This window comes from Stenotrophomonas sp. YJH_SMC_8 (assembly GCF_059371315.1).
In genome coordinates, this window is record NZ_JCAFUL010000006.1 from 188,249 (window position 1) to 207,153 (window position 18,905).

14 protein-coding genes are annotated in these 18,905 nt (G+C 67.9%); 9 read left to right on the forward strand and 5 right to left on the reverse strand.

The window, feature by feature from the left end:
• Positions 1–73: 73 nt before the first annotated feature.
• From AC5P88_RS09775 to AC5P88_RS09785, 3 genes are all read right to left on the reverse strand, one after another.
• Complete coding sequence (locus tag AC5P88_RS09775; RefSeq protein ID WP_495224911.1) at positions 74–1,984, reverse strand: CocE/NonD family hydrolase; 1,911 nt, start codon at positions 1,982–1,984, stop codon at positions 74–76.
• A gap of 222 nt (positions 1,985–2,206) precedes the next feature.
• Entirely contained in the window at positions 2,207–2,593 is a 387-nt protein-coding gene (locus AC5P88_RS09780) for a DUF4440 domain-containing protein (RefSeq protein WP_495224912.1), read from the reverse strand.
• Between the two features lie 14 nt (positions 2,594–2,607).
• Complete coding sequence (locus AC5P88_RS09785; protein WP_495224913.1) at positions 2,608–3,951, reverse strand: MFS transporter; 1,344 nt, start codon at positions 3,949–3,951, stop codon at positions 2,608–2,610.
• A 105-nt stretch (positions 3,952–4,056) separates the two neighbouring features.
• On the opposite strand from AC5P88_RS09785, the gene AC5P88_RS09790 reads away from it, so the two are divergent.
• Positions 4,057–4,962, forward strand: a complete 906-nt coding sequence (locus AC5P88_RS09790) for a LysR family transcriptional regulator (protein WP_111203894.1) — start codon at positions 4,057–4,059, stop codon at positions 4,960–4,962.
• Positions 4,963–5,094: 132 nt separating this feature from the next.
• Here AC5P88_RS09790 and AC5P88_RS09795 read toward each other — a convergent pair whose 3' ends face one another.
• Positions 5,095–7,890 carry a beta-glucosidase family protein gene (locus AC5P88_RS09795; protein ID WP_495224914.1) on the reverse strand — a complete coding sequence of 932 codons (2,796 nt, stop codon included), beginning with the start codon at positions 7,888–7,890 and terminating at the stop codon, positions 5,095–5,097.
• A gap of 336 nt (positions 7,891–8,226) precedes the next feature.
• Here AC5P88_RS09795 and AC5P88_RS09800 point away from each other — a divergent pair, with 336 nt between their 5' ends.
• Both AC5P88_RS09800 and AC5P88_RS09805 read left to right on the forward strand, forming a co-directional pair.
• The gene (locus AC5P88_RS09800; protein WP_106549452.1) at positions 8,227–8,661 is read left to right on the forward strand and encodes a VOC family protein; all 435 of its coding nucleotides are present in this window, start codon (positions 8,227–8,229) and stop codon (positions 8,659–8,661) included.
• 271 nt (positions 8,662–8,932) lie between these two features.
• The gene (locus AC5P88_RS09805) at positions 8,933–9,637 is read left to right on the forward strand and encodes a helix-turn-helix domain-containing protein (protein ID WP_495224915.1); all 705 of its coding nucleotides are present in this window, start codon (positions 8,933–8,935) and stop codon (positions 9,635–9,637) included.
• A gap of 9 nt (positions 9,638–9,646) precedes the next feature.
• On the opposite strand, the gene AC5P88_RS09810 is transcribed toward AC5P88_RS09805, so the two are convergent.
• Complete coding sequence (locus AC5P88_RS09810; RefSeq protein ID WP_495224916.1) at positions 9,647–10,525, reverse strand: sterol desaturase family protein; 879 nt, start codon at positions 10,523–10,525, stop codon at positions 9,647–9,649.
• 141 nt (positions 10,526–10,666) lie between these two features.
• Here AC5P88_RS09810 and AC5P88_RS09815 point away from each other — a divergent pair, with 141 nt between their 5' ends.
• From AC5P88_RS09815 to AC5P88_RS09840, 6 genes are all read left to right on the forward strand, one after another.
• Positions 10,667–11,617 (forward strand): LysR family transcriptional regulator, encoded by a 951-nt coding sequence (locus AC5P88_RS09815; protein WP_495224917.1) that lies wholly within the window; start codon positions 10,667–10,669, stop codon positions 11,615–11,617.
• 92 nt (positions 11,618–11,709) lie between these two features.
• Complete coding sequence (locus tag AC5P88_RS09820) at positions 11,710–12,360, forward strand: DsbA family oxidoreductase (RefSeq protein WP_495224918.1); 651 nt, start codon at positions 11,710–11,712, stop codon at positions 12,358–12,360.
• 35 nt (positions 12,361–12,395) lie between these two features.
• Positions 12,396–13,403 (forward strand): cyclase family protein, encoded by a 1,008-nt coding sequence (locus tag AC5P88_RS09825; protein ID WP_106550432.1) that lies wholly within the window; start codon positions 12,396–12,398, stop codon positions 13,401–13,403.
• A 288-nt stretch (positions 13,404–13,691) separates the two neighbouring features.
• Entirely contained in the window at positions 13,692–14,306 is a 615-nt protein-coding gene (imuA, locus tag AC5P88_RS09830) for a translesion DNA synthesis-associated protein ImuA (RefSeq protein WP_495224919.1), read from the forward strand.
• 9 nt (positions 14,307–14,315) lie between these two features.
• Entirely contained in the window at positions 14,316–15,725 is a 1,410-nt protein-coding gene (locus AC5P88_RS09835; RefSeq protein WP_111203898.1) for a Y-family DNA polymerase, read from the forward strand.
• A 6-nt stretch (positions 15,726–15,731) separates the two neighbouring features.
• Entirely contained in the window at positions 15,732–18,842 is a 3,111-nt protein-coding gene (locus AC5P88_RS09840) for an error-prone DNA polymerase (protein ID WP_495224920.1), read from the forward strand.
• Positions 18,843–18,905: the final 63 nt, after the last annotated feature.

Here is an 18,905-nt window from a genome sequence, read left to right on the forward strand (position 1 = left end):
GCACGGCCCGGCGCTACCGACACCGCACATGCCTGGGTAGCGCCGGGCCATGCCCGGCGTCACCCTGGGCGCTTCAGTACACCGGCAGATCGATGTAGCTGGCCTGCGCCTCACTGTGCCAGACCCGCTGCGTGGCCTTCTGGTAATCCCCCGGTTTGGCCAGGTAGATGTTCGGCACGTAGGTCTGTGGGTTGCGGTCGTACAGCGGGAACAGGCTGGACTGCACCTGCACCATCACCCGGTGCCCTTTCTGGAAGGTGTGGTTGGCGTTGGGCAGGTCGAAGCGGTACGGCAGCACCTGGTTGGCCGCCAGCGGCTTCGGATCGCTGAAGCTCTCGCGGTAGCGGCCGCGGAAGATCGCCAGTGACACCGGCAGCTCATAGCCGCCCATCTCCGGCGCCGAGGCCTCCTGGTCCGGATACACATCGATCAGCTTCACCACCCAGTCGCTGTCGGTGCCGCTGGTCGAGGCCTGCAGGTGCACTACCGGCGCGCCGCCGATGCGCAGTGGCGCGGTCAACGGTTCGGTGATGAACGTCAGCACGTCCGGGCGGCCATCGACGAAGCGCTGATCCTTGACCAGCCAGGTGGTCCACATGTCACGGTCACCGAAGCGTACCGGGCGCGGCACGAACGGCACCGGCTTGGCCGGGTCGGACACGTACTCCTCGAAGTCGCCCTCGCCCGCTGCGGGCGCCTGGAAGGCCAGCTTGCCGCCGGCCCGCAGGTACAGCGGCTTGCTGCTCGCGGCACAGCCCTTGTCGCAGCTGCGCGGCCAGCCCTTCAGGCGATCCCAGTGGTTTTCGCCGGTGTTGTAGATCAGCACCGGCGGCGTGTCGGCCTTCGGCGCACCGTCCACCAGGTACTGGTCGAAGAACGGCTTGAGCACATCGCGACGGAACTGCAGCGCGGTGTCGCCGTCGAACTTCAGCGCGCCCAGTTCGCTGCCACTGTAATTCACTTGGCTGTGCCGCCACGGGCCCATCACCAGGTAGTTGCGGTTGTTGCCGCTGTCGCGCCCTTCCATCGCCTGGTAAGCATGGTTGGCACCCCACATGTCCTCCTGGTCCCACAGGCCCTGCAGCCACATGGTCGGAACCTTCAACGGCGTCTTCGCCATCACCGCGTCCAGCGCCTGGCCCTGCCAGAAGCCGTCATAGGCCGGGTGCTCGACCAGCTTCTTCCACCAGGTCAGCTGGTCCACGCCGGTGAAACGCGCGTAGTCGCCAGCCGAACCGATGCGCAGGAAGGTGCTGTAGTCGTCGTAACCGAGGCTGGGCAGTGGCGTACCCTTGCCGCGCTTCTCGGTCTGCATCGCGAAATAGTTGAAGTTGACCTGGCGGAATGCACCGTAGTTGAGCCAGTCGTCACCCATCCAGCCATCGACCATCGGGCTCTGCGGTGCTGCCACCTTCAACGCCGGATGCGGGTCGGTCAACGCCATCACCACGGTGAAACCTTCATAGGACGAGCCGAGCATGCCGACCTTGCCGTTGCTCTCCGGCACGTTCTTCACCAGCCAGTCGATGGTGTCCCAGGCGTCGGTGGAGTGATCCACCCTGGTGTTGTTCAACGGCCCGCGCAGCGGCCGGGTCATCACGTAATCGCCTTCGGAGCCGTACTTGCCACGAATGTCCTGAAACACGCGGATGTAACCGCCGTCGACGAACACCTCGTCGCCCTGCGGCAGCAGATCGCGCATGCGCGGCGAATCACTGCGGTTGGCGCGACCGGCAGCGTCGTAAGGAGTGCGGGTCAGCAGGATCGGGGCATTGCGGGCACCCTTGGGCACCACGATCACCGTATACAGCCTGGTGCCATCACGCATCGGCACCATCACCACGCGCTTGTCGTAGTCGCGGCCGACATCCGGCGCAACGAAGGGCTTGCCGCTGATGTCCGGGGTCATCGGCGGGGTATCGGCGGCCAGCACGCTGCTGGACAGGCAAAGGGCGATGGCTACTGCAACGGTACGCACACGCATGGACAACCCCTTCCGGCAGGAAAGCCCCAAGCCTACTCCCGCCGGGTGCCAGGGAGTGTGGGTGGGCTTTGCATTCTGCGGCGGATGCGGGCAGGACTGATGGCACATGTGCTGCCCGACGGGCACGCATCGACCTGGCCGTTGTAGCGCCGAGCCCACGCTCGGCTGGGGCCACCGCAACCCTCCCGAAGAGCAGCCGAGCGTGGGCTCGACTCTACAACATCAGGCAGCCGTCACTTCATGCAGCGCCAGCCAGCGCCAACGGCCCTGCTCCTGGCGCAGCACCACCAACGACTCCCGCCACGCAGGTGTGCCGCCATCGATCGAATGGCCTTCGCAGTAACGCAGCACCGCCAACGGTGACGGCGCGTCAACGGCCTGCACCGCCTCAATGCTGATCTGCAACCCGGCGCGCGCGCCATGGCCACCCACGAACAGCGCCTTCACGGCATCGCGATCCAGCCGCTTCCCCGCGATGCCGACCATGCTGAAGTCCGCACTGAAGTGCGCCATCAGATCCTCCAGCGCATCGGCGCTGACGTCGGCACGGAACCAGGCCTGCAGCTTGTCGTGCAGGTGGTGGACTTCATGTTCTGCGGTGATATCCATCAGGCATTCTCGGGTTACGAAAGGGAAACAGAGTGCGAGCGGCGCAGCAGCGCCATCGGCAACAGCGTCAATGCGGCGGCCAGCCCCAGGGCCACGCTGCTGGCGCGTGCCGGCAGCCACTGCATGGCCAGCGCCAGCAGCAGCGCGATGGCGGCGGTACCCATGCAGAAGCTGAGCTGGCGGTTGAGGTTCCATAGCGCGCTGGCGTCGCCCAGCGCCTCGCCCTCGACACCATTGAACGCCAACGTCTGCGCGGTGCTGCTGCACAGGCTGCCACCGGCGCCCATCAGTGCGAACAACAACGCAGCCAAGGTAAAGGCCGGCTGTGGCAGCAGCGCCATCAACAGCAGGCCGCTGGCCTGAAGCAGCATGCCCACGCGCAGTACCGTGGCCGGGCCGAAACGGGCCAGCATGCGTTTGCTGGCAGTAATCGCCACGGCCGAGGCCAGCGCCCACGGCAGCATCAATGCACCAATACGTGCGGCGCTGTAACCGGCCTGGTGCAGCTGCAGCGTGCTGACCAGCTGACTGCCGATGAACACGCCGGGCACTGCCAGATACACCAGCATTGCCAGCCGCAGCCCGCGATGGGACAGCAGCGACCAGCGCAGCAACGGATGCGCCTGCTGCCGTGCATGCCGCAGGTGGAACGCCGCCAGCAGCAATGCGATCAGCAGCAGTACGGCACCGACGGCCCGATGCCCGGGTTCGCCCAGCCAGGTCAGCGCCAGAAGCAGCGCGCCCAGCGCCAGCATCGCCGTGGAGAGCGCATAGGCCTGCAGGCGCGGCGCACTGCGCTCACCATCGGCCGGCATCCAGGCCAGCACCAGACCGATCGCCACCGCCGCCAACGGCAGGCTGGCCCAGAGCACACCGCGCCAGGACAGCCACTGCACCAGCAACCCGCCCAGCGCTGGCGCCAGTGCCGGTACCAGCAGCGCCACAAGCAGGATGCGGCGGGTCAGTGCACCTCGCTGATCGGGCGTGCATTGCCGGTACGCCGCGGCCTGCGCCACCGGAATCAACAGTCCGCCGGCCAATCCCTGCAGCAGGCGCCAGCCGAGCAGCCAGCCGATGCCCGGCGCAGTACCGGCCAGCATGGCGGCGACGGCGAACACCAGCAGCGCCACCAGCAGCAGGCGGCGCTCTCCGCAGCGCGCGGCCAGCCACGGCGCCAGCGGAATCACCACGCTCAGGCCCAGCATGTAGGAAGTTCCAACCCAGGCCAGGCTGCCGATGTCGGCGTGCAGGTCCGCTGCCAGTGCCGGATAGGCCACCGTGGCGATGAACATGTTGACCAGGTCCAGGGCGAACACCAGCAGGAAGATCACCTCATGGCGCAGGCGGGGGGACGACATCGGCGGCGCTCCAGCGGGGAAGCGGGCAGCATGCCGTGCGGGCCTTGTTGGAAAAACACGACGGCAGCTGCAACACTGTCAAATCTGTTTTGACAATAGGCCGCCATGGTCAGCCTCGATCGCTTCGACATCTTCCGCGCCGTGGTCGAGGCGGGCAGCCTGACTGCTGCAGCCGATCGCCTCGGCCTCAGCCGCGCGGTGGTCAGCTTCAACCTGAAGCGGCTGGAGCAGGAGCTGGGCGTGACCCTGCTGCTGCGCAGTACCCGCCACCTGGCCCTGACCGAGGCCGGCGAGCAGTTCCTGCAGCACTGCGTGCAGGCGCTGGACGCCGCCCAGGCGGCAATCGATGCCGCGCGCCGCGACCAGCACCAGCTGCAGGGCATGCTGCGCCTGACCACCACGCCGGAGTATGCACAGCTGCGCTTGATTCCCGCGTTGGAGGCGTTCCGTGCGCGGCACCCGGCCCTGCAGTTGCACCTTTCAACCTCTCCGGCGCCAGCGGACCTGATTCCCGAACGCTTCGACCTGGCGATCCGTCTCGGCCGCCTGCCCGACTCGGGCCTGCATGCAAGCGAACTGGAGCGCCACCCACTTTGCGCGGTGGCGGCTCCGTCGCTGCTGGCACGCCTGCCCTCCGCCGATGCTGCCGATGACCCCGTACAGCTGGGCACCCTGCCCCGCCTCGGCTATCCGCGCCTGGCCGACGTACCGGTGGTGGCACCGGATGGCAGCGATGCGTTGTTCGCCACCAACCCCGGCAATGCAGTCGTGCGCGTGGATGGCGCCAGCAGCCTGCGCGCGTTCGCCGTGGCCGGCGCCGGGGTTACCGTGCTGCCCCGCTGGCTGATCGAGGACGACCTGGCCCACGACCGCCTGCGGCAAGTGCTGCGCCATCATCGCTTCCCGCAGCAGAGCGTGTACGCGGTCTATCCGCACAGCACGCAGCCCTCACCGAAGGTGCGGCAGCTGATTGATTTCCTGCGCGGGTGGTCTGGCAGCGCGCCGGTGTGACTTCCGCGCTCGCCGGGCATGGCCCGGCGCTACCCGATCACCACAGCCCTGGTAGCGCCGGGCCACGCCCGGCGAGCGCAGCGGTACCCCACAAACAAACACGGCCCCTTGCGGGGCCGTGTCTTCATGCACTCAGCGCAGCACCTGCTCCACCAGCTGCACGTCCACGCTCTGCAGCGGTTCGGCGGCATTGCGCGACAGCTGCACCTGGTAGGTGCCGCCGTCGATCTTCCACTGGCGGGCCTGCGCATCGTAGTGGGCCAGGGTCTTCGGCTCGGCTTCGATGCGGATGCGGCGCTGTTCGCCCGGCTGCAGGTTCACCTTGTCGTAGCCGATCAGGCGGATCGGCGTGGTGCTGCCGGCCGGCAGCTTCAGGTACAGCTGGGCCACGTCGGCACCGGCGCGCTTTCCGATGTTGCGGATGTCGACGCTGGCGACCAGGCGCGAACCTTCCACGCTCACCTTGAGGTTTTCATAGGCAAACGAGGTGTAGGACAGGCCATGACCGAATGCGAAGGTGGGCGTCAGGCCCTTGGCCGCCATCCACTTGTAACCGACATTGGCGCCTTCGATATCGAAATCGAACACATCACCGAACGGCTTGGCCGGCTTGAAACCGAGGCCGTCGATATGCGGGCGCGGCAGCTGCGATTCGTCCACCACCCAGGTCACCGGCAGGCGGCCGGACGGGTTGACCTGGCCGGTCAGCAGCGCGGCAATGCCTTCGCCACCGCGGATGCCCGGGTACCAGGCCTGCAGCATCGCCGGCACCTGCGCCAGCCACGGCGTACGCACCGGGCCGTTGGTTTCCAGCACCAGCACCGTCTTCGGGTTGGCCTTGGCCACCGCCGAGATCAGCGCGTCCTGGTTGTCCGGCAGCTGCATGTCCGGCAGGTCCACCGATTCGGCTGCCCACTGGGTGGCGAACACGATGGCCACGTCGGCCTGCGCGGCAGCCTTGGCCGCAGCAGCGGCATTGGTGCCGTCCACATACGTAATGGTCGCGTCCGGACGCGCTGCGCGCAGCGATTCCAGCGGCGAGGACGGGTGGAAGATCACCGGGCCCGGCCAGGTGGTCGGCAGCACGCCCGGCACCGCATTGGTGCCCTTGGCGGTCACGCCCACCATCGACGAACCACCGCCACCGATCACGCCCTTGTCGGCATGGCCGCCGATGATGACGATGCGCTTCACCGTGTCGGCCAGCGGTAGCAGGTTGCCTTCATTGCGCAGCAGCACGCTGCCCTCTTCCACCGTGCGCTGGGCCACGGCGAAACCAGCCTCGGCATCGACCTTCTGGTGCTGCGGCGGGTTGTCGAAGTTGCCGTGCAGGAACATCGTGCGCAGGATGCGCGCCACCATGTCGTTCAGCCGCGCCTGCGGCACCACGCCGCCGTGCACGGCCAGGCGCAGCGGCTCATCGAAGAACACCGCCGCATCGAACACTTCACCGGCCGACTGCTGGTCCAGGCCGGCCAGCGCCGCCTTCGAGCCGCTGTGCACGCCGCCCCAGTCGGACATCACGAAACCGGGGAACTTCCATTCCTGCTTCAGCACCTGGTTCATCAGGTAGCCGTTCTCGCAGCCGTAGGTGCCGTTGATCTTGTTGTATGAGCACATCGCTACGCCCGGGCGACCGGCGTCCAGCGCGATCTCGAACGCCAGCAGGTCCGACTCGTGCATGGCCTGTTCGCCGATGCGCACGTCGTGGAAGTTGCGGCGGGTCTCCATGTCGTTCAGCGCGAAGTGCTTCATCGAGGAGATCACGTGCTGGCTCTGCACGCCCTGGATCAGCGCACCCACCATCGAGCCGGCCAGCAGCGGATCTTCACCGGCGTACTCGAAATTGCGGCCGTTGCGCGGGTCACGCTGCAGGTTGACGCTGCCCGACAGCAGGATGTTGAAGCGCTGCTGCCACGCTTCTCGGCCCATCGTCGCGCCACCTGCGAAGGCCACTTCGCGGTTCCAGCTGGAGGCGGTGGACGGGCCCGACGGCATGGCGGTGGCGAAGTCACCCGGGCGGATGCCACCGGGATTGGTCACGCCCACGCCGGCATCGGCCGACTGCTGCGACGGGATGCCCAGGCGCGCCACGCCCGGCACGAAGCCCGCCGAACCGACCGCACCTTCCGGCAGCGGGCCACCATCCTTGCCCAGCCCGAAGTAGCTGTGCAGCATCTGGAACTTCTCATCCTCGGTCATCGCCTTCAGCAACAGCGCAGCGCGCGCATCGGCGTTGAGGGTGGTGTCCATCCACGGCGTGTCGCCATGTTTGTCGGCGGCATAGGCCAGGGTCAGCAGGGTGGCACGCAGGCTGCTGCCTTCCACTTTGAACGGTGCACTGCTGGCCGCCTGGAAGCCATCGCTGAAGTAGCTGGCATCAGCTTCCAGCGCGACACGCGCCGGATCGAAGCCGGCGGCCTTGGCCGATTCACCGGCTACCGCGCCGAGCAGCACCGCCGGTGCACCCAACCGCGAACGGGTGACCAGTGCCGGCAACCGGGCGGCGCCCGCGCCAGCGTCGGTATAGACCGCGACGGTGTGGCGGCCATCGTCCAGGCGCAGGTAGTTCAGCCCCGGCTGGTCCGGACCGGACTCGGCGGCGATCGGCAGCCGGGTCAGCACGGCCTGGCCGCGCTGGGTCTGGCCATCGTCCTTGCCGGCGGCGATGAAGCGGTACTCATAGCCCAGGCCATCGGCCAGCACCTGCAGCGGGTCGACCTGGCCGATGCCGCGCTGCACCTGGCGCACGCTCACCGCGTCCACCTTCAGGCTCTTCAGCTGCGCGGCCAATGCCGGCATCGCTTCGGCGTTGGGTGCCTGTTCCAGGGTCAAGACAGTGAAGGCCGCGGGATCGGCCCAGGCCGGGGCGGCGAGCGCAGCAGACAGGGCGAGGGAGAGGGCAAGCGGCTTTGTAAACGTTTTCATCGGCAGGCGTAATTCCGTTGCCAAGGCAATCGGTCCAGGGAAAGTGCCGCCGAAGGGTGCAGCGTTCATGCCGCGCAGGGGTTGCCAGGCAACGTCCCGCAGGCCGAAGGACGGGCCGGTCTGCGCGCGGGACCCTCCTCCCGGCGTGACAACCTGCCTGCCCGGGCCGCGCAGGGCGACCCAATCATGTGAAGATTGTGCGAGGGCGTTCACACCTGTCAACAGGACCTAAGTCACAGGCGCATCCCGCGGCCGGTTATCAGGCCATCACCGGCGGTCATCAGCGGGCCCTGCAGGGCTGCCGATAATGGAGGTCCCTGGCCACGAACCGAGCCCATGACCGTACATCGCGACTTCGACCATCTCTGGCGCGACCGCTGTGACACCTCCAGCCAGCGCGCGCCGCGCGTGCTGATCCGCGTGTTCGTGGCCCCCGGTGAACTGGAGCGCAGCGTGGCCTTCTACGAGCAGTTGCAGGGCCTGGTGGCCGATGCCGGGTTTCCGTTCCCGGAGGCCGGGCTGCGCCTGGCGATGGTCGGCGCCTTCCTGCTGATCGAGGGCAGCGAGACTGCGCTGGCGCCGTTCACCTCGACCACCGGCACGCTGCTGGTCGATGACGTTCGGCCCTATCACGACAAGCTGGTCGCGGCCGGTGCCGAGATCATCTTCCCGTTGCAGGTGGTGCCGACCGGGGCGGCGTTCAATGCGGTGCATCCCGATGGCACGGTGGTCGAGTACGTGCATCACCGGCCGGATCCGCAGGGGCGGTGAGGGCGCGGCCGGGCGGCGCCCGGCACCCGCAGAGGCGACAGCCAAAGCAACAGCAGGGCTCCTGTGGATAGGCGGGGTGGGCCCGTTGGCGGGGGACGCCGTAAACCCATCCCTGGGGGCTTGGCCGCGGCATCCCTGCCGCGGACACCCCCGCCAACGGCCCCACCCCGCCTTCGACAGTTTCTCGCGACCTGCAGTAGATCCACGCCATGCGTGGATGCTCTTCGTTTCATTGTCGAAATATTCGATTTCGATGGAGATTCATCCACGCATGGCGTGGATCTACAATCCCTCCATGTCCTCCCCTGCCCTGCCCTGGAATGGCACGTTGCTGCTGGATGCTCACGTGGCCGTGCTGCAGGGCCATGCCGGTGACAGCGATGTACATGCGCACTACGCCCACCAGCTGCTGTTGAGCGAGGATGTTCCCTGGCAGGTCGAAATCGACGGTGTGCGCCAGCAGGGCCAGCGGCTGTGGCTGCCTTCGTTCCAGCCGCACGCGATCCTGTCGGCGCCGGAGGCGGGCTGCACGGTGTTCCTTGAGCCGGCGCATGCCGACCTCGAACAGATCCAGCAGCACCTGCACGCGCTGCCCGGCACTGCGATGGAACTGCAGGACTGGCTGCCACGATTGAGCCGCGCGCAGCCATTGGACCGGCGGGTGCAGGCAGCGCTGGCCCGCATCGCCCAGCACCTTCCCGGCCCGGTGCCGGCCGCCGACATCGCCGAGGCGGCGCATCTGTCCACCAGCCAGCTGCACCGGCGTTTCCAGGCCGATCTGGCAGTGACCCTGCGCGGCTGGGTGCTGTGGCGGCGCTTGCGTGCCGCGCTCGCGCACCACCTGCTGGGGCACAGCCTGACCGACAGTGCACATGCCGCCGGCTTCGCCGACCTGGCCCATCTGTCGCGCAGCCTGCGCCGCATGTTCGGCATCGGTGCCGCACAGCTGCAGGGCCTGCAGCTTCACGCGGCCTGACATGTTCGATCATTCGCGCCTGCGCAGGCCTTCGGGCAGCTCCGGCACCTCGCCATGTGGCAGTTCGCGGAAGGGCGCCAGCAGCTGCCTGGGGTAATCGCGCGGATAGTCCGGCTGGCTGCCGATGCCGAGGTCGTGCTGACGCAGCCGATAGCCTGGCGCATCGAAGGCGGTCCCCAGCAGGTGATCCCAGACGGTCAGGAACAGGCCGAAGTTGACGTCGCCGGCGGTGCCGTAACGCATGTGATGGAAACGGTGCAGCGGCGCCCACGCCATCACCCGGCCCAGCAGGCCTGGGCGCATGTCCACGTTGGAGTGCTGCAGCAGCAGCTGGATGGCGATGGCGAATGCCAGCACCGCCGCCACCGGCATCGGCAGGCCCAACAGCAGCAGCGGCAGCACGCCGCCCACCGCTTCGGCGGCCTGGTGCAGTGGGTGTTTCATCAGCCCGTTGAAACCGTACATGCGGGTCACGCTGTGATGCACGGCATGCAGGCGCCACAACCAGCCAATGCGATGGCTTGCGTAGTGCACCAGCGTGATGCCGAGATCGGCAGCGATGATGGCAACCAGTACCTGCACCGCGAACGGCCATTGCACCGGCCAGGCCTGCCACGGAATGATCGCCGCAAGCAACGGCACCGCGGCGATCGACAGCAGGTTCAGGCCTTCGTTGACCAGCGCATGCAGGGTGTCACGCACACGGTCACCGTGGTCGTGGTTGAACGCAGGGTCATATGGCCAGGCACGTTCGGCGATGAACGAAGCCGCGATGGCGACCGCCAGCAAGGCCAGAAGCCACAGCGGGTCACCGTGACGGTGCCCCACCCAGACGATGGCGGCAGAGACGAAGCCAAGCAGGAACAACGGGGCATACAGGCGGAGCATCCAGTGCTTCATGGGCAACCCGGAAAGTGAGGGGCCTGCATGCTGGCGCCGCATGTGGGCTGCTGGCTTGAACAAACGGCGCAAGCGCGTGCCGAGGGTGGATGCCGGGCCTGGCCGGCACCGCGTTTCCTGCATCCACGCATGGCGTGGATCTACAATGGCACCCTCATCGCGCCCGGGACCGGCATGGACTCCTTCAACCTGATGCGCGCCTTCCGCCGCATCGTCGAACGCGGCGGGCTGGCCCGCGCTGCCGAAGACCTGGGCATGTCGCCTGCCGGGCTGAGCAAACAGCTGCGCACGCTGGAAACCCATCTGGGCGTGGTGCTGCTGCAACGGACCACGCGGCGCATGAGCCTGACCGAGACCGGCCATGCCTATTACCGCGAATGCTGCCGCCTGCTCGACGAACTGGACGCATTGGAACGCGGCATCGCCGAGCAGCGTGGCGAGGTGGCCGGGCGCCTGCGCGTCAATGCGCCGCAGTCGTTCGCGCTGAGTACGCTGTCGCCGCTGCTGCCACGGTTCCTGCAGCAGCATCCGCAGCTGTCGTTGGACCTGGTGATGGAAGACCGCCTGCTCGATGCGGTTGGCGAAGGTTTCGATGTATCGCTGCGGCTGCGTGCCGAGCTGGATGATTCACGGCTTGTGGCACGCCGCCTGGCCTCGCTGCAGCAGGTGCTGTGCGCGGCGCCGTCCTACCTGCAGCAGCACCCTGCACCACAGGCAGTGGACGATCTTCAGGCGCACAGCGTGCTGGCCTACAGCCTGTCCGACTCGCCCGGCAGCTGGCCGCTGCTCGGTCCCGATGGCCAGGTGACGATCACCCTGCCGGCGCGCGTGACCGTCAACAACAGCCTGCTGCTGCGCGATCTGCTGGTGGCCGGCATGGGCATCGGCGCGCTGCCCTCCTTCCTGGCCGCTCCGGCACTGGCAAGCGGCGCCCTGCAGCAGGTGCTGCCCGACCACCGCTATCCACCGCGCTTCGTGCATGCGGTCTACCCCACCTCGCGCCACCTGCAGCCCAAGGTGCGTGCCTTCATCGATTTTCTGCACGCCGAGCTGCCCGGTTGCGCCGGTCTGGATTCGTAACCGCCAGCGAAAACTGAGCTGCCCGCGGCCTGCTGTTTCAGCCCTGCCGCGCCACCTAATCTGCCGCCTCCTCTCTCACCGATGGCAGGCAGATGTCTTCCGTTCCCTCCCCCGCCACCGCCGCGCCGGTGATCGATTTCTTCCATGACGTGGTCTGCGGCTGGTGCTTCGTGCTGGCCCCGCGCCTGCAGCAGGTCTCGGCCGAACTCGGCATCCAGGTGCGCCACCGCAGCTTCGTGCTGCAGGACTCGCGCGCGCAGATGGTCGAGGTGTTCGGCTCGATGGAGCGCGCCAAGGCGATCATCCTGCGCCACTGGACCGACTGCGCTGCGCATGAAGACACCGCGCGCATCGATATCGAAGGCATGCGCGCACAGGATTTCGAATATCCCTCCGGCTGGCTCGGCGCACTGGCCTGCCAGGCCGCCGGGCTGATGGGCGGCAACGACGCCCATGGCGCGATGTTCGATGCCGTGCAGTGGGCGCACCTGCACCAGCACCGCAACATCGGTGATGCCGAAGTACTGCTGGATATCGCCGAATCGCTGGGCCACCCACGTGGCGCCTTCGCTGACCACATGCACAGCGACGCAGTGCGCCAGCGCGTGCAGGCCGATCGTGCCGAAGCCGCTGCCCTCGGCATCCGTTCCATACCCACCGTGATCGGCGGCAACGGCCTGCGCCTGCAGACCCTGCCGCTGCCACACCTGCGCCAGGCCCTGGCGCCCCTGGTCGCGGCCTGAGCCGCACCCTCCCCCATCCTGCAAGGAGATTTCCCATGACCCCACGCACCCTGGCCACCGCGCTGGCCCTGCTGCTGGCCGGCACCGCCGCTTCCACCACCGTATCCGCGCACGAACGCGTTCCCTCCGGCCAGCAGGTCGGCACCAGCCCCTGGGGGCCGAAGGACGAGATCGGCCGCCTCAACCTGATCACCGAGGCCTCGCGTGCGGCGATCCTGTCTCGGGTCAGCGGCGGCAAGGCCTATGACCTGGCCACCGACTACTACGTCGGCATGCCCAGCTGGCAGGATGCCGGCGACCCGCACTACCAGTTCTGGATGACCCACACCCCGCGCGGCACGGTGATGGACGACCCGATGGGCGTGGGCGAGACCATGAACCTCACCCGCAGCTACACCGGCACCGCGTTCTCGATGTACAGCCACACCGGCACCCACATCGATGCACTGAACCACTTCGGCATCCATGGAAAGATCTGGAACGGCTTCGAGGCCGACAAGCACCTCGGCGACCGCGGCTGGAATGTCACCGGCATCGAGAAATTCCCGCCGCTGATCGCGCGTGGCGTGCTGATCGACGTGGCCGGCGCCAAGGGCGTGGACATGCTGCCGGACAGCTACCGCGTCACCCGCCAGGACCTGAAGGATGCGCTGGCACGCCAGAAGGTGAAACTGCAGCAGGGTGACGTGGTGCTGATCCGCACCGGCCGCATGCGCCTGTTCGAGCAGCCCAAGGCGTACATGGCCAACCCGCCGGGCATGGGCCTGGACGCAGCGCGCTTCCTGGTCGAGGACAGCGGCGCGATGATCGTCGGTGCCGACAACCTCAGCTTCGAGACCTTCCCCTCGGAGGTGTCCGACGACTACGTGCCACTGCACACCTACCTGCTGGCCCAGCAGGGCGCGCCGATCATCGAGCTGGTGGCACTGGACGAACTGGCCCGCGACAAGGTCTACGAGTTCGCCTTCATCGGCGGCCCGCTGAAGATCCGCGGCGGCGATGCCGCACCGCTGCGCCCGGTGGCGTTGCCGGTACGTCGGTAACGCGCCGGGTGGGTGCCGACCTTGGTCGGCACCGCGCTTTACCGCTATCCACGCATGGCGTGGATCTACCTATCAGCCCGGTAGATCCACGCCGTGCGTGGATGCTTTACCCCTTCAGCAACCTGAAACCCGACCCGCCGATTTCATTAGTAATTCTACTTACAACGCGAGTAGCATGTCCGGTCTCAGCCCCTGATACCGGCCCGTCGATACTCGCTCCATGTCCGCCGTTTCCGCCCGTTCCTGCCGCTTCCAGCCTGCCCGGCGCCTCCCCTGGAGGACCGGCTGATGGGTGCCGTCGTCGCCCTCGACCGGCTGCTTGACGGCCGCCAGCTGTGGCGCGGCCCGGCCCGCCAGGGGCCGGCCAGCGACCATCTGGCCAGCGGGCATCCGGCACTGGACGCACGCCTGCCCGGCGGTGGCTGGCCGGCCAGCGGGCTGTGCGAGGTGCTGCAGGCCGCGCCCGGCGTGGGCGAGCTGGCGCTGGTCTGGCCGGCACTGGCGAAACTGAGCCTTCGCGACCGCCCGATCGTGCTGGTCGCCCCACCCTACCGCCCGCATGCCCCGGCCTGGGCCGCCGCCGGGCTGGACCTGGCCCAGCTGCAGATCATCCATGCCGCACCGAAACAGGCGCTGTGGGCCGCCGAACAATGCCTGCGCTCGGCCGCCTGCGCGGCGGTGCTGTGCTGGCCACACCAGGCCGACGACCGCGCCCTGCGTCGCCTGCAGGTGGCCGCCGACAGCGGCCAGTGCCTGGGCTTCGTGTTCCGCGAAGCACAGGCGGCGCGCAATCCCTCCCCGGCCAGCCTGCGCCTGCAGCTCGACCACGGCCAGGTGCGGGTGCTGAAGTGCCGTGGCGGCCTGCCGCCGGCGCAGCCGTTGCCGCTGGCCATCACACACTGAGGCCGCGCCATGCACTGGGCCTGCCTGTTGTTGCCGCAGCTGGCGCTGGACAGCGTGCTGCGCCTGCAGCCGGACCCGCAGCGGCCACTGGTGCTGCTGCAGGGGCCGGCACAGCGTCGCGTGCTGCGTGCGGTCAGCCCGGCCGCCCGCGCAGCGGGGCTGCGCCCGGGCATGCTGCTGTCGGCCGCGCAGGTGCTGGTGCAGGACATGCACCTGCACGATTACGACCCGAACGCCGAACAGCACACCCGGCAGCTGCTGGCCAGCTGGGCCTACGCCTACAGCTCGCAGGTCAGCCTCGATTTCCCGCATGCACTGGTGCTGGAGATCGGCGCCAGCCGCGCCCTGTTCGGCGACTGGCTGACAATCGAAAAGCGCCTGCGCAACGAACTGCATGAACTCGGTTTCCGCCATCGCCTGGTGGCTGCACCCACCGCGCATGCTGCACGCGTGCTGGCCAACGTCCACGACGGCCTCGGCATCGATGCGCAGCAGCTGCCGGCGGCGCTGGCACAACTGCCATTGCCGCGCTGCGGCCTGCCCAGCGAAGCGGTGACCGTACTGGGCCGCTCCGGACTGCGCACGCTGGGTGCGGTGCTCGAACTGCCGCGCGACAGCCTGGCCCGGCGCTTCGCCCCCGAGGTACTGCAGCAGCTGGATGCATTGCGTGGGCTGCCCACCGCGCCACTGCGCTACTACCAGCCACCGGACCGGTTCGATGCGCGCATCGAATTCGAATACGAGATCGAATCCAGCCAGGCCCTGTTGTTCCCGCTGCGTCGCCTGCTGCTGGACCTGGCCGCCTTCCTGTGCTCGCGCGATGGCGGCGTGCAACGCTTCGACCTGCATTTCGAGCATGACCTGCTGCCGGCCAGCGTGCTGACCATCGGCCTGCTGGCACCCGAACGCGATCCCACGCTGCTGTTCGAGATCGCGCGCAATCGCATGGAGGCCTTCGCCCTGCCCGCTGGCAGCCGCGCACTGCGCCTGCAGGCCGAGCAGCTGCCGCCGTTCGTGCCCGCCGCACGCGACCTGTTCGATACCCGGCCGGCGCAGGCGATGCCCTGGAGCCAGCTGCGTGAGCGCCTGCGCGCACGGCTGGGCGATGACGCCGTGCAGCCGCTGGCAGTACAGGCCGACCATCGCCCTGAACGCGCCAGTGGTATCCAGCCCCCGACCAAACCGCCCGCTTACTGGCCACTGCGCCCAGGCTGGCTGCTGGACACCCCGCAACCACTGCGTGATCCGCGCCTGCGCATCATCGCCGGGCCGGAGCGGATCGAATCGGGCTGGTGGGACCAGGCCGACGCGCGCCGCGACTATTACGTGGTGGAAACCGCGCACGGCCAGCGTGGCTGGGCGTTCCGCACACGCAATGACCCGTATGCGCCGTGGATGCTGCATGGCTGGTTCGGCTGAGCCGCGATGCACAGCGAACTGCCCGGCTACGCCGAACTGCACTGCCTGTCGGCCTTCAGCTTCCAGCGCGGCGCCTCGATCGCCGAAGAACTGTTCGCGCGCGCCGCCGGCCAGGGCTACCGCGCGTTGGCGATTACCGACGAATGTTCGCTGGCCGGCATCGTGCGCGCCTGGCAGGCGGCGAAGACGCATGGCGTGGCGCTGATCATCGGCGCCGAATTCCAGGTTGAGGACGGACCCAAGCTGGCCCTGCTGTGCACCGACCAGGCCGCCTATGCGGGGCTCTGCCAGCTGATCACCACCTGCCGACGGCGTGCGGCCAAGGGCGAGTACCGCTGCCTGCGCGAGGATCTGCTCGGCCTGCCCCGGAGCCTGCTGTGCCTGTGGCTGGACCGGCAACCGGCCGCTACTGACCTGGAACTGCTGCGTGCCGGCTTCGATGATCGCCTGTGGCTGGCGGTGGAGCTGCATCACGAACACGACGATGCACGCCGCCTGCAGCAGCTGCAGTCCTTCGGCGAACGCCATCGCCTGCCGCTGGTCGCCAGTGGCGATGTGCACATGCACGTGCGACGCCGTCGTGCCCTGCAGGACACGCTGACCGCGATCCGCCACCGTTGCAGCGTGGCTGAAGCCGGCTGGCGCCTGTTTCCCAATGGCGAGCGCCACCTGCGCCCGCGCACCGCACTGGCCCAGCTGTATCCCGCCGAACTGCTGGCCGAGACCCTGCGCATCGCCGAGCGCTGCCACTTCACCCTCGAGCAGCTGCAGTACACCTACCCGCGCGAACTGGTGCCGGAGGGCCACGACCCGGACAGCTGGCTGCGCGTGCTGGTCGAGCGCGGCATCCCGTGGCGCTGGAAAGACGGCATCAAACCGGCACAACGCACGCAGATAGAACACGAACTGGCGCTGATCAAGCAGAAGAACTACGCCTCCTATTTCCTCACCGTGCAGGACATCGTGCGCTTCGCCCGCAGCCAGGACATCCTCTGCCAGGGCCGCGGCTCGGCGGCCAACTCGGCGGTGTGCTTCGTGCTGGGCGTGACCGAGATCGACCCGGCGCGCAGCAACCTGCTGTTCGAGCGCTTCATCTCCGCCGAGCGCGACGAGCCGCCGGATATCGACATCGACTTCGAGCACGAGCGCCGCGAAGAAGTGCTGCAGTACGTGTTCAAGCGCTATGGCCGCGAGCGCGCGGCATTGACTGCAGTGGCAATCAGCTACCGTGGCCGCAGCGCGATCCGCGACGTGGCCCGCGCGCTTGGCCTGCCGATGGACCAGGTCAACGAACTGGGGGCGGCGATGGACCATTGGGGCGGCCATGTACCGCTGCCTGAGACCCTGCGCGAGCGCGGCTTCGATCCGGACACGCCGTTGATGCAGCGCCTGCTGGCACTGACCACCGAACTGATCGACTTCCCGCGCCACCTGTCGCAGCACCCGGGCGGTTTCGTGATCTCCGAGCACCCGCTGTCGACCCTGGTGCCGGTGGAAAACGCGGCGATGGCCGACCGCACCGTCGTCCAGTGGGACAAAGACGATCTGGATGCCACCGGCCTGATGAAGGTCGACTGCCTGGCGCTGGGCATGCTCACCGCCATCCGCAAGTGCCTGGCGATGCTGAAGCAGCATGGCCTGCACAGTGGACGCATGGATGCGATCCCTGCCAAGGATACGAAGACCTACGACATGATCTGCGCCGCCGACACCATCGGCGTGTTCCAGATCGAATCGCGTGCGCAGATGGCGATGCTGCCACGCCTGCAGCCGCGCAACTTCTACGATCTGGTGATCGAAGTGGCGATCGTGCGCCCCGGCCCGATCCAGGGCGACATGGTGCATCCCTATCTGGAACGGCGGAGGATCCTGCGCGAGCAAGGCCCGGATGCACTGAACGACCCGAACAATCCGCTCTATCCAGTACAACTGGAGCGCGTGTTCGCACGCACGTTGGGCGTACCACTGTTCCAGGAGCAGGTGATGCAGCTGGCAGTGGAAGCAGCAGGTTACACACCTGGCCAAGCCGATGCCCTGCGCCGCTCGATGGCGGCATGGAAGCGTCGTGGCGGCTTGGAACCGCATCGCGAGAAGTTGCTGGCCGGCATGTTGAAGAATGGCTTCAGCCGTGAGTACGGCGAACACCTGTTCGAGCAGATCAAGGGCTTCGGTGATTATGGTTTCCCGGAAAGCCATGCTGCCAGCTTTGCCCTGCTGACCTATAACAGCTGCTGGCTGAAGTGCCACCACCCGGCTGCGTTCACCGCCAGCCTGATCAACAGCCAGCCACTGGGGTTCTACAGCCCCGACCAGCTGCTGCAGGACGCACGCCGCCATGGCATCCGCGTGCTGCCGGTGGACGTGCGCCACAGCGACTGGGACTGCACCCTGGATTTCAGCAAGGGCGCGGCGGCGATCCGGCTCGGCCTGCGCCTGATTGATGGCTGCAACGAACCCGCCGTGCAGGCCATCATGCACGAGCGAGCGCGGCGACCGTTCGACGATGTCGGCGACCTGTGCCAGCGCACCGCTCTGGACCGCCGCCATCAGGGCCTGCTGGCCGATGCCGGTGCGCTGCGCGGGCTCAGTGGGCATCGCCATCGTGCGCGCTGGGATATCTCCGGCGTGGAGAACCGGTTGCCCTTGTTCGATCAGGCGCGTGCCACTGCCGAGGCCCGCGTGCCGTTGCCGCTGCCCAGCGCATGGGAGGACATGCAGGCCGATTACCGCAGTACCGGCACCACCCTTGGCCGCCACCCGATCTCGTTCCTGCGTGCACAGCTGCGCAGCCGTGGCTGCCTGGATGCCGCGCAGCTGGCCGGTCACGGCCATGGCCGCCGCGTACGCATCGCCGGCCTGGTACGCATGCGCCAGCGCCCACAGACCGCCAGTGGGGTGACTTTCCTCACCCTCGAGGACGAGACCGGCATGGTCAATGCGGTGGTCTGGCGCCACCTGGCCGATCGCCAGCACCGGGTGCTGGTCGACACCCAGCTGATGCAGATCGATGGCCGCCTGGAGCGCGTTGATGGCGTGCAGCATGTCATCGTGCAGCGCATGCACTGCCTGGATGAACTGCTGCAGGGACTGCGCAGCCACAGCCGCGATTTCCACTGATACCGGGAATGACGGCGTAACGGCTGCTGGGTGATGGCGACCGGATGACTGCGGCTGCGTGTT